Source organism: Palleronia marisminoris, from assembly GCF_900172315.1.
GTDB lineage: Bacteria > Pseudomonadota > Alphaproteobacteria > Rhodobacterales > Rhodobacteraceae > Palleronia > Palleronia marisminoris.
The window spans coordinates 61,537-71,393 of the sequence record NZ_FWFV01000012.1 but is presented as its reverse complement, the minus strand read 5'-3'; the positions used below and the strand labels follow the sequence as shown (position 1 = coordinate 71,393).

The window sequence follows — 9,857 nt, the reverse complement described above, 5'->3', positions numbered from 1 at the left end:
GATCACCTCGCGCAGCTTGATCACCATGTCGCGCAGCGCAATCCCGAGCCGGTCGTCGTCGGAACGCGGCGTGACGTCGGCCCGCAGATCGCCGGCGGCGATGCTTTCCGCAGCCCGGCTCATCTCCTTGAGGTCAACGACCATGCCGTCCATCGCGTTCAGCAGGACGCCGATCTCGTCGCGGCTCGTGGTCTTCGCGTCGACCTCGAGATTGCCGCGGGCGACTTCCCGGGCGACAGTAACGGCCCGGGACAAACCGCGGCTGATGGTGGTCGACAGCCAGAACGCGGCGGCGATGGCGACGATAAACGCGCCGGTGCCGAGTGCGACCAGCAGGTTGCGTGCGCCCTCGTAGACCGAGATCGCTTCGGCTCGTGCGATGTCCAGGACGTCACTCGAGCGTTTGGCGATGAGGTCCGCGGCTGCAACTGTCTCCAGGAAGACTGGCTCGAGCTGCGTGTTCAGAATGATGTCGGACGCCGCGTCGCTATTGATCAGGTTCAGCTGGGTAATCTCGCGAACGACGTCAAGATAAGCCGCGAGCGGCTGGCCAAGTGCCTCGAGAACGGTCCGATCAGTCCCATCGGCGCGCGCGAGAGCTTCGGCATAGCTCGCTTCGACCGCCTCGATCGCCGGCTCAACACCGTCGAACAGGCCCTGCAGGTCTTCGTCATGGGCTTCGATCATCATGTCGCGGTTAAGCTCGTTCAAGGCCCGCAGGGCGTCGAGCGTACCGTCCGTCGCACTTTCGAGCTCCACGACGCGCGAGGTAACGGCCGGCGCTGTGGCAATGCGGTTACGTACGCTCTCCAACAAGCCATCGGTTGCGCCGAAAACTTCCGCATAGATCGGCACGCTGCGTTCATACGCGTCGGCCGCAAGGGTGTTCGTTTTCTGCGTGCCGATCTCCTCGACCTGGTTCTGCAGTTCGACAAAGGCAGCCCATTTCGCGTCGAAGTCTTCCAGGAGCGCCCGGGTTTCTTCTGTCGACATGATATCGCGGACGTTTTCCGCTGCGGCGTTCACGGTCTCGATCTGTGCATCTGCCACTGCAACAAGCTCGGCGGCGACCACTGGATCATTCTGTGCGAGGAAGGCCTGCGTGACGCTCATCGTACGTGTCGTCGCTGCCTTCATGATGAGGCTTTGCTCGAGTTGAAATGCCGTCTCATCGGCAAGCTTCGTAATCTCCGATTTCAGCAGGCTCGCACGGTTCACGGCGAGGAAGCTCGACACGCCGAGCAGTGCGATCAGCACCGCGAAGACGGCGATCAGCTTGGTCTTGATTGTCATACGCATGGGCGGGGTCTTTCTTTAGCTCTCGGGTTGGAGGAGGGGTGTCGGCGCGAAGGCAGTCTCCACGTCGATTGCGATGGTCAGCAGGTCGTCGGCGTCCTGCCGGCAGGACGGATCCAGTGTGGTGCTCATGCCGCCATCCCATGTGCGCGATGGAACGGCGTGGTTGCGATTCGCCTGAGCCGGGGCTGCGCAATCGGAGGTTGCGGCGGGCTCGGCAGATCCCGTGCAGAGACCGTCTCGGCCTTCCGGTATTCCGAACGCCGCGGATATGAAGTCACCATCTTATCGCCCTGGACACCTGGTCGGAGCCGTGGGTACAGCGGCAGAGTTAAGTTCTGGTTGTCGCTTCAGATTGGATGAACGGAGGCTATACTCAAAAGAACCCCCGATTTTATAGAAGTGTTTCGGAATCCGCCGGGCCGCGCAGGCAGGCGCTTTCCCTTTCGACGCGGTGTCTTCAGCCCATTCGCAATCGCGCGACCCGACCGTCAGACATCAGCGGGGCTGCATCCGGATGCCCCCGTCGAGGCGGATCGTCTCGGCGTTCAGGTAGCCGGTCTCGATGCAGAACCGGACCGCACGGGCGAACTCATCGGGGTCACCAAGGCGCGAGGGGTTCGGGACCTGCGCGCCAAGGCTTTGCTGCGCCTCTTCGGGCAACCCGGCCAGAAGCGGGGTGCGGAAGATGCCCGGGGCGAGCGTGTTCACGCGGATGCCCGTCTTCGCCAACTCGCGCGCCACGGGCAGGGTCATGGCGACGATTCCGCCCTTCGAGGCGGCATAGGCGGCCTGTCCGATCTGCCCGTCGAAGGCGGCGACCGAAGCGGTGTTGACGATGGTGCCGCGCTGGCCGTCCTCGTCCGGGTCGTTCGCCTGCATCCGGTGCGCTGCGACGCGCATGACGTTGAACGTGCCGATCAGGTTGACGCGGATTGCTGCCTCGAAGGCCTCGAGCGGCTGTGGACCGTCCCGTCCCACCATACGCGCCGCCGGCCCGATCCCGGCGCAGTTCACGCAGATGCGCAGGTCCTCGGCGGCATTGACGGCGGCCTGCGCGTCTGCCTCGACCGAGACGTCGCCCACGGCTGCGACGCCGCCAATCTCCTCGGCCACGGCGCGGGCTGCATCGCCGTCCCGGTCGAATACGACGACCCGCGCGCCGGCCGCGGCCAGCATCCGCGCCGTCGCGGCGCCGAGGCCCGATCCGCCGCCGGTGACCAGCGCGCCTGAACCTTCGATCCTCATGCCTGAACCCCCTCGGCCGGTGTCATCACATCCTCGCGGTCCTCGTAGACCGCCGTCGCCAGATCCGCGCGGTGGGAAAGCACCGCCCGCTGGTTGACCGACCCCTTGTCGGTGACCTCGCCCCGCTCGAGGCTGAGCGGTTCGGTCAGCACCATTGCGCGGGTGACGCGGGTGGCCGATCCGGTCGATTGCGCGACATGCTCGGCCAGCCGCTGGCGCAGCGCCGCCACGACCTTGGGGTTGCGGGGCAGGGCGGCGCGATCGGCCTCGGGTGCCATGTCGTGCATCGCGTCGAGGTTGGGGATCAGCAGGGCGGCAAGCGACTCCTGGTCCTCGCCCACGATCACCGCGTCCTTCACGAGGCCCCCCATCTGGTCGATCAGCTGTGCACGCAGCGGCCCGACGGCGACCCAGGTGCCGGTGCGCAGCTTGAAGTTCTCGGCGATGCGCCCGTCGAAGAAGAAGCCGGCAGCCGGATTGCCGGCTTCGGCGAAGCGCAGCGCGTCGCCCAGCTTGTAGAAGCCGTCCTCGTCGAAGGCTTGCGCGGTCAGATCGGGCGCGCGCCAGTAGCCGGGGGTGATGTTGGGGCCCTTCAGCCGCGCCTCGAACTTGTCGCCGTGGGGGACCAGCTTCAGCGTCACGCCGGCGGCCGGTATGCCGACATTGCCCGGCCCTTCCTGCGGGTCGGTACAGTAGAGCGCAAAGGGCGCCGTCTCGGTCGAGCCGAGGCCGGTGGTCATCAGGATGCGGTGGCCGACCGTCTCGACCGCCAGTTCCTCGAGCCGGCGCCAGGTGTGGGCGGCCATGCCGGCGCCGGCATACATGATGAGCTTGAGGTCGCGGAAGAAGCTCTCGCGCAGGGCCGTGTCGCGCTCCATCTGGTGGACGAGCGCCTCGAATCCGGCAGGCACGTTGAAGTACCAGGTCGGAGAGATCTCGCGCAGGTTTCGCACCGTCTCGCCGATCGCCTGGGGGGAGGGTTTGCCGGCGTCGATATAGTAGGTGCCGCCGTTCCACAGGACTACGTTGAACGCCTTGTTGCCGCTTGCCGTGTGGTTCCACGGCGCCCAGTCGACAAGGATTGGGGGCGTGTCGGCCATGTAGGCGTAGCAGTCGAGGACCATGGCCTGGTTGGCGCAGAGCATCCGGTTGGTCTGGATCACCGCCTTGGGGCTGCCGGTGGTGCCCGAGGTGAAGAGGAACTTCAGCACCGTGTCGGGACCGACGGCCTCGTGGGCGCGGTCGACGTCCGCGCCGGGATCGGTCGTGCAGAGGTCCGCCCACGCGTGGGTCTCGCGGTCGGGGAGGGTGCCGTTCAGCGCGATCACGGTCACTTCGGGGGCGATCGCCGCTTCGATGGCGGGGGCGTAGGCCTGCGCGTCGTCGACGAATACGGCGCCGGGCGTGATCTGTTCGGCGATCGAGGACAGCTTGCCGAAATCCGACGCGATGAGGGAGTAGGCGGGGGACACGGCGGCGGTGGGGATGCCGACATACTGCCCCGCCAGCGCGATCAGCGCGTGCTCGATGGAGTTGCCGGACAGGATCGCCAGCGGACGGTCGGCCGACAGGTTCGCGCGCAGAAGCCAGGCGGCGAGGCGGCGGACGGTGTCGCGCATCTCGACGTAGCTGACGCGGCGCCAGCCGTCGCCATCGCGCTCGGCCATCCAGGTGCGGTCGGGAGCATGGTCGGCCCAGTGGTCGATCTTGTCGGTCAGGCGGTCGGGATAGTCCCCCAACGAATCGCGGCGCCAGATCAGCCAGCTGCCATCCTCGCGCTCTTCCCATTCGAGATCGGGCGTCCAGACCCTGACGTCGCGCAGTTCGGTGTCGTTCACCGGCTCCTCCCTAGATCCGCATAAACTGTTTACACGGAAACAGTCGGCTCCTACAAAATCAATGAAGAAGATGAGAAGAGGCCGAGAATGGGTGAAACCAGCGACGTGCTGCGTGTCGAGATTGAGGGCGATGTCGCGATCCTGACCCTGAACCGTCCGGCGAAGCGCAATGCGCTCAGCGATGCGCTGATCGACGCGCTGGCGGCGGCCGTCGAGGCGGCGCAGCGGACCAGCCGGGCGATCGTGATCTGCGGCGCAGGCGAGCATTTCAGCGCGGGGCTGGACCTCGCCGAACACGCGGGGCGCAGCGCGATCGAGGGGGTGCATCATTCGCGCCGGTGGCACGCGATCTTCGACCGGATGGAGCACGGGCCGATCCCGGTCTTCTCGGCGCTGCATGGCGCGGTGGTCGGCGGCGGGCTGGAGCTTGCGGCGGCGACCCATGTGCGCGTGGCCGACGAAGGCGCGTTCTTCGCGCTGCCCGAAGGCACCCGCGGCATCTTCGTGGGCGGCGGCGGATCGGTGCGCGTCGCGCGCCTGATGGGGGTCGCGCGGATGACCGATATGATGCTGACCGGCCGCTCCGTCAGCGCCGCGCAGGCCGAGGCGTGGAACCTGTGCCAGTACGTCGTGCCCGGGGGCGAGGCGCGTGCGAAGGCGGTCGAACTGGCGCAGAAGGCCGCGGGCAATGCCGAGATGTCGAACTACGCCATCCTCAATGCCCTGCCGCGCATCGCCGACATGTCACGGGGCGACGGGCTGTTCGTGGAAAGCTTCGTGTCGGCCATGACCGCGACCTCGCCCGAGGCCGAGGAGCGCCTGCGCGCCTTCCTCGACAAGCGCGCGGCCAAGGTGGGGCGGCCGCAATGAGTGCGACCGATCTCGCAGCACCGGACGAGGTCGAGGCGATCGACCTCGGCAAGATCGGGCAGTCGCTGGGTTTTCTTCTGCGGTTGAGCCAGGTCGAGGTCTTCGGCATGTTCTACCGCGCGCTGTCCTGCTACGAGATGAAGCCGGGCGAGTTCTCGATCCTCTACGTCATCCACCTGAACCCCGGCGTGCGCCAGGGCGCGCTGGCCAAGCGGCTGATGGTGAAGCGCGCGCAGATGACCAAGCTGATCCGCCATTACGAGCGCCGCGGGCTGGTCGCGCGGACGATCCCCGAGGACAACCGCCGCACCGTGCATCTGCACCTGACCGACGAGGGCACGCGCTTCGTATCCGAAAATGACCGCGCGTTTCTGGGCTACATTCACCAAGAGACGGATCGCCTCACGCCGTCCGAGGCGGCCGAGCTGACCCGCCTCCTTCGCAAATTCATCGGGCTGGAAGGAACGCCATGAACGTCGACGATCTGGTCGCCATCGACATCCACACCCATGCCGAGGAACCCTGCTGCAGCCCCCGCGTGGATGGCTACGACGAGTTCCAGGCCGGGATGGCCAAGTATTTCAAGAACCCCGCCGGGGCCGAGGGGATGCTGCCCTCGATCGAGGAAACCGCCGCCTATTACCGCGAGCGCAAGATCGGCGCGGTGATCTTCCCCGTCGACACCGAGCGCGAGACCGGCTTCCACCGCTACGACAACGAGGACGTGGCGAAGATCGCGGCCGAGAATTCGGACATCCTGATCCCCTTCGCCTCGATCGACCCCGCCAAGGGCAAGCGCGGCGCACGCGAGGCCCGGCGGCTGGTGCGCGAGTTCGGCATCAAGGGCTTCAAGTTCCACCCCACGATGCAGGGCTTCTATCCGAACGACCGGTCCGCCTACCCGCTCTACGAGGCGATCGCCGAGGAAGGGGCGATCACACTCTTCCACACGGGCCAGACGGGCGTCGGGGCGGGAATGCGGGGTGGCATGAACATGCGGCTGAAGTTCTCGAACCCGATCTACCTCGACGATGTCGCCGCCGATTTCCCGGACATGCCGATCATCGCCGCTCATCCGGCCTTCCCCTGGCAGGAAGAGGCGCTGGCCGTCGCGACCCACAAGCCCAACGTCTATATCGACCTTTCGGGCTGGTCGCCGAAATACTTCCCCGAGATCCTCGTGAAATACACCAACAGCCTGCTGAAGCATAAGATGCTGTTCGGGTCGGACTGGCCCGCGATCACGCCGGACCGCTGGCTGTCGGATTTCGAGAAGATCGCCATCAAGGACGAGGTCCGCCCGATGGTGCTGAAGGAGAACGCGCGACGCTTGCTCAGGATCTGAACCCGTATCGCGCGGGAAACAAAAATGGGAGGAGAGACCATGAAGACGATACTGACGACGACGGCCACCGCCATGGTGCTGGCGCTCGCGGCCACGCACGGCGCCGAGGCGCGCGACCTGCGCGCGGCCTCCGGGGCGCCGCCGGCGCACCCCTCGCACAGCCACATGTACGGCATGCTGGACGAGGTCCTGACCGAGGAATCGGGTGGCGCGCTGGGCGCGCAGCTGTTCGGGCCCGAGGTCGTTTCGCTCCCTCAGATGAAGGACGCGCTGCAGAGCGACCTGGTCGAGATCGGCAACATGCTGCCCCTCTACTTCCCGGCCGAGCTGCCGAACATGGCGCTGGCGGGTGAGCTTGCCCTTCAGGGTCGTGACCCGCAGGTGATGGCCGCGGCGATGACCGACTACATGGTCACCTGCGAGGCGTGCCAGGAAGAGCTGTCGGAGTTCGGGGTCGCCTACCTCGGCTCGGGCTCGTCCGACGTCTACGCGCTGCTGACCAACAAGCCGGTCCGGACGCAAGAGGACCTGGCGGGCATGCGCCTGCGCTCGGGCGGTGCGCCATTTTCGCGCTGGGCCGAAAATTTCGGCGCCGTCCCGGCCAGCATCGCCGTCGGAGACACGTTCGAATCCATGAGCCAGGGGGTCATCGACGGCTCGATCGCCTCGGTCGCCGACCTGCTGTCGTTCCGCCTGATCGAGCTTGCCGACGCGGTCACGCTGATCCCGCTGGGCACCTACCACGCCACCTCGGATTTCACTGTGTCGGACACGGCATGGGACTCGCTTTCCGTCGAGGAACGAACGGCGCTTGCACGTGCGGCCAACAAGCTGAACGCCGTGTTCACCCACAGGTGGTCCGCCGAGATGCCGCAGGAGGCGCGCGCGGCCGCCGAAGAGGCAGGCATCGAGTTCATCGAACCCGACCCGGCCTTCCTCGAGGCCAGCAACGCCTTCGCCGAGGCCGATGCCGCCACCGCGGCGACCTTCTCCACCGAAGAGTTCGGCCTCGAGAACGCGGCCGAGCGGGTCGCGCGCTTCGAAGAGCTGATCACCAAGTGGGAGGGTCTGCTCGAGGGCGTCGAGACACCCGAGGAAATCGCCGCCATCGTCCAGACCGAAGTCTGGGACAACGTGGATTTCGCCACCTACGGCCAGTGACGGAACCCGAGGGCCGATCCCGGTCGGCCCTCGACCTCAACCCAATCTAGGCACTTCCCCATGGATCGGCTCAACGCCATCTCGGACAGGTTCTTCCGCCTGATCGCCATCGTGGCCGGCGTGGGCGTTCTGGTGATGATGGTCCATATCTGCGGCGACGTCATCCTGCGGACGCTGACCGGCCGGCCGTTGCCCGCCACGGTCGAGATCGTCTCGCGCTACTACATGCTGATCGTCGCATTCCTGCCGCTGGCCTGGGTCGAGCGTCAGGACGGCATGATCTCGGTCGAGTTCATCGACGGCGTCATGGGCGCTGGGACGATGCGCCTGTCGAACGCGATCGTCGGCCTCCTGTCGGCCCTGATCTACGTGGTGTTGGCCTGGACCAGCGGCGAGGCGGCCCTGTCGCAGGTCGCCAATCGCAGCTTCGTCATCGTGCTGAATTCCCGGGTGCCGGTCTGGCCGGGCTACCTGCTTCTGCCCGCAGGCTTCACCCTCGCCGCGATCGCAGTGCTTCTGAAGACGGCGACGCGTGTCATGGCGCGACCCGTGGAGACCAGGACATGAACGTCGCCTTCGGCTTCTGGGGCATCGGCATCCTGTTCCTGCTTCTGCTTCTGCGTGTGCCGGTGGCGCTCGCCCTCGTGGCGGTCAGCTTCGGCGGGATCGTTGCCCTTCTGGGCTTGACGCCCGCGCTCGGCATCGTGTCGGGCACACCCTACGATTTCGTGGCCAGCTGGACGCTGTCGGCCGTGCCGATGTTCCTGCTGATGGGCTTCGTCGCCTACCATTCGGGCCTGACCGGGGGCCTGTTCGCCGCCGCCAAGCTGGTGCTGGCGCGGGTACCGGGGGGGCTGGCGGTGTCTTCCATCTTCGCCTGTTCGGGATTCGCCGCCGTGTCGGGATCGTCGCTGGCCTGTGCGGCCGCGATGGGCCGGATCGCCATCCCCGAGATGGTTGCGGCCGGCTACCGACCCTCGATCGCAGCGGGCTGCATCGCGGCTGGAGGGACCATCGGCGCACTGATCCCGCCCTCGATCCTGATGATCATCTACGGCGTCTTCGCGGAGACCTCGATCACGCAGGTCTTCCTTGGCGGTGTGTCGGTCGGGCTTCTGACGGCGGTGTCCTACGCGCTGGTCGTCATGGCGATCTGCGTCCTGCGCCCCGACGTGATCCCGCGGAGCGCACCCGTTGACATGGGCGACGCGGGGCGGGCGGTGCGCGACGTGGCCCCGGTGATCGTTCTGGTCGTGCTGGTGCTCGGCGGCCTCTTTGCGGGGTTCTTCACGGCGACCGAGGCGGGTGCTGTCGGTGCGGCCGGGGCCATCGCCATCGCCGCGGCCTCGGGACGGCTGACGCGCGACGTGCTGACCCAGTCGCTGACCGAGACGCTGATGGCCACGGCCGCGCTCTTCATCATCGGCGTGGGCGCGGCGATGTTCACCCGGTTCCTCGGCCTCTCGGGCCTGTCGGGCTTCATCTCGCAGGCCGTCGCCTCGGCGGACCTGTCGTTCTGGCAGCTCATGGTGCTGATCGTCGTGATCTACCTGCTGCTCGGCACCTTCATGGAGCCGTTCGGCGCGCTCTTCATCACGCTGCCGGTGCTGTTGCCGGTGGTAGAGGCGCAGGGCGCTAGCCTCGTCTGGTTCGGCGTGCTGGTGGTGAAGCTGCTGGAGGTCGGTATGATCACGCCGCCGGTGGGGATGAACGTCTTCATCATCCGTTCGGTGGCATCGAAATATGTCTCGCTGACGCAGATCTTTGCCGGCGTGGTCCCGTTCATCCTGGCCGACATCGTGGTGGTCGCGCTGATCATCGCCGTGCCGGGGATCGTCCTGTTCCTGCCGGATCTGTTCGGCTAGGCGGGGACTTTTCCCCCGCCAGTTGCTGTTCGATCATCCACGCCCGGATGAACCCCAGAACGGCATCGGGACGCTCCAAGGATCCTCGCCTCGCGTTTCCGCAGTTCCGCTTCGGTCGGAGCGAGGATGAACCCGCGCACCCGCTCGAGGGCTTGGCGCGCGATCCTTCGCGAAGCGGCCGCCCATCGAGTAGCCCACGTCCCGCGTCGTCTTGCGAGGCCGAGCCGATCGGGG

Annotated in this window: 9 protein-coding genes; 6 read left to right on the top strand and 3 right to left on the bottom strand. The window is 66.7% G+C overall.

The features are described from left to right. The 3 genes from PAM7066_RS16320 to PAM7066_RS16310 all read right to left on the bottom strand — a co-directional run. The coding region (locus PAM7066_RS16320) for an MCP four helix bundle domain-containing protein (RefSeq protein WP_139838420.1) at positions 1-1,299 on the bottom strand (1,299 nt) is incomplete at its 3' end. A gap of 495 nt (positions 1,300-1,794) precedes the next feature. Continuing rightward, a complete protein-coding gene (locus PAM7066_RS16315) occupies positions 1,795-2,544 on the bottom strand; it encodes an SDR family NAD(P)-dependent oxidoreductase (RefSeq protein WP_085855284.1) in 750 nt (249 codons plus the stop codon). Further along, positions 2,541-4,382, bottom strand: coding sequence for a feruloyl-CoA synthase (locus PAM7066_RS16310; protein ID WP_085855283.1), 1,842 nt, complete (start codon positions 4,380-4,382; stop codon positions 2,541-2,543). The genes PAM7066_RS16315 and PAM7066_RS16310 overlap by 4 nt, the downstream gene beginning before the upstream one ends. Before the next feature lie 87 nt (positions 4,383-4,469). On the opposite strand from PAM7066_RS16310, the gene PAM7066_RS16305 reads away from it, so the two are divergent. The 6 genes from PAM7066_RS16305 to PAM7066_RS16280 are packed head-to-tail and all read left to right on the top strand — an operon-like array spanning position 4,470 to position 9,623. Then, positions 4,470-5,252 carry a crotonase/enoyl-CoA hydratase family protein gene (locus PAM7066_RS16305; protein WP_085855282.1) on the top strand — a complete coding sequence of 261 codons (783 nt, stop codon included), beginning with the start codon at positions 4,470-4,472 and terminating at the stop codon, positions 5,250-5,252. Then, positions 5,249-5,725: a MarR family winged helix-turn-helix transcriptional regulator gene (locus tag PAM7066_RS16300; RefSeq protein WP_085855281.1), complete on the top strand. Its 477-nt coding sequence runs from the start codon at positions 5,249-5,251 to the stop codon at positions 5,723-5,725. Before PAM7066_RS16305 ends, PAM7066_RS16300 begins: the two co-directional genes overlap by 4 nt. Further along, on the top strand, positions 5,722-6,597 hold the full coding sequence (locus PAM7066_RS16295; protein ID WP_085855280.1) for an amidohydrolase family protein: 876 nt from the start codon (positions 5,722-5,724) through the stop codon (positions 6,595-6,597). The genes PAM7066_RS16300 and PAM7066_RS16295 overlap by 4 nt, the downstream gene beginning before the upstream one ends. A 39-nt stretch (positions 6,598-6,636) precedes the next feature. Further along, complete coding sequence (gene dctP / locus PAM7066_RS16290; RefSeq protein ID WP_085855279.1) at positions 6,637-7,758, top strand: TRAP transporter substrate-binding protein DctP; 1,122 nt, start codon at positions 6,637-6,639, stop codon at positions 7,756-7,758. Between the two features lie 60 nt (positions 7,759-7,818). Further along, the gene (locus tag PAM7066_RS16285) at positions 7,819-8,325 is read left to right on the top strand and encodes a TRAP transporter small permease (RefSeq protein WP_085855278.1); all 507 of its coding nucleotides are present in this window, start codon (positions 7,819-7,821) and stop codon (positions 8,323-8,325) included. Then, entirely contained in the window at positions 8,322-9,623 is a 1,302-nt protein-coding gene (locus tag PAM7066_RS16280; RefSeq protein ID WP_085855277.1) for a TRAP transporter large permease, read from the top strand. The genes PAM7066_RS16285 and PAM7066_RS16280 overlap by 4 nt, the downstream gene beginning before the upstream one ends. Positions 9,624-9,857 lie beyond the last annotated feature (234 nt).

Bases quoted from the DNA above. Each gene is read 5' to 3' on its own strand.
- PAM7066_RS16315 (WP_085855284.1), bottom strand. From the start codon at position 2,544: ATGAGGATCGAAGGTTCAGGCGCGCTGGTCACCGGCGGCGGATCGGGC.
- PAM7066_RS16305 (WP_085855282.1), top strand. From the start codon at position 4,470: ATGGGTGAAACCAGCGACGTGCTGCGTGTCGAGATTGAGGGCGATGTC.
- PAM7066_RS16300 (WP_085855281.1), top strand. From the start codon at position 5,249: ATGAGTGCGACCGATCTCGCAGCACCGGACGAGGTCGAGGCGATCGAC.
- PAM7066_RS16295 (WP_085855280.1), top strand. From the start codon at position 5,722: ATGAACGTCGACGATCTGGTCGCCATCGACATCCACACCCATGCCGAG.
- dctP (WP_085855279.1), top strand. From the start codon at position 6,637: ATGAAGACGATACTGACGACGACGGCCACCGCCATGGTGCTGGCGCTC.
- PAM7066_RS16285 (WP_085855278.1), top strand. From the start codon at position 7,819: ATGGATCGGCTCAACGCCATCTCGGACAGGTTCTTCCGCCTGATCGCC.
- PAM7066_RS16280 (WP_085855277.1), top strand. From the start codon at position 8,322: ATGAACGTCGCCTTCGGCTTCTGGGGCATCGGCATCCTGTTCCTGCTT.